The sequence below is a fragment of the Tateyamaria omphalii genome (genome assembly GCF_014651375.1).
Taxonomy (GTDB): domain Bacteria; phylum Pseudomonadota; class Alphaproteobacteria; order Rhodobacterales; family Rhodobacteraceae; genus Tateyamaria; species Tateyamaria omphalii.
Genome location: NZ_BMWT01000022.1, coordinates 1 through 501, shown reverse-complemented (window position 1 = coordinate 501; position 501 = coordinate 1). Strand labels below are relative to the sequence as shown.

Here is a 501-nt window from a genome sequence, read left to right as displayed (position 1 = left end):
GCGGTGGTGGCCGTCTGGGCCAGGACCAGCGCGGGTTCTGCATCCTGGAGCATGAAGCGCAGGCGGTCTTCGGGATAGTCCGGGTCGAGCGGCAGGTAGGCGGCGCCGGCCTTGAGGATGCCCAGCAGGCTCACGATCATTTCGGGCGCGCGGTGCTGGCAGATGCCGACGATGTCTTCGGGTCCGATGCCGCGTGCGATCAGGGCATGGGCGACCTGGTTGGCCCGGGTGTTGAGGTCTGCGTAGCTGAGCTGCGTGTCTTCAAAGAGCACTGCGGTGGCGGTTGGCACGGCCGCGGCCTGGGCCTCGAACAATGCGGCGACGGTGTCGTGCGGCACGGGGCGGTCCGTGTCGTTCCAGTCGACGAGGATGCGCTGCCGTTCTGCGGCGCTCAGCACGTCGATGTCGCCGATGCGGATGTCGGGATCGTCGCAGATTGCGTCGAGCAGGCGGATGTAGCGGTCGGCGATGGCCTGCGCGGTGTCGGCGTCAAACAGATCG

At 67.9% G+C, this 501-nt stretch carries 1 protein-coding gene; it reads right to left on the bottom strand.

Going from position 1 to position 501, the window contains the following annotated elements:
* Positions 1-501, bottom strand: a 501-nt coding sequence (locus tag IE087_RS23450; RefSeq protein ID WP_189372015.1) for an AMP-binding protein, incomplete at both ends; no start/stop codon positions are given.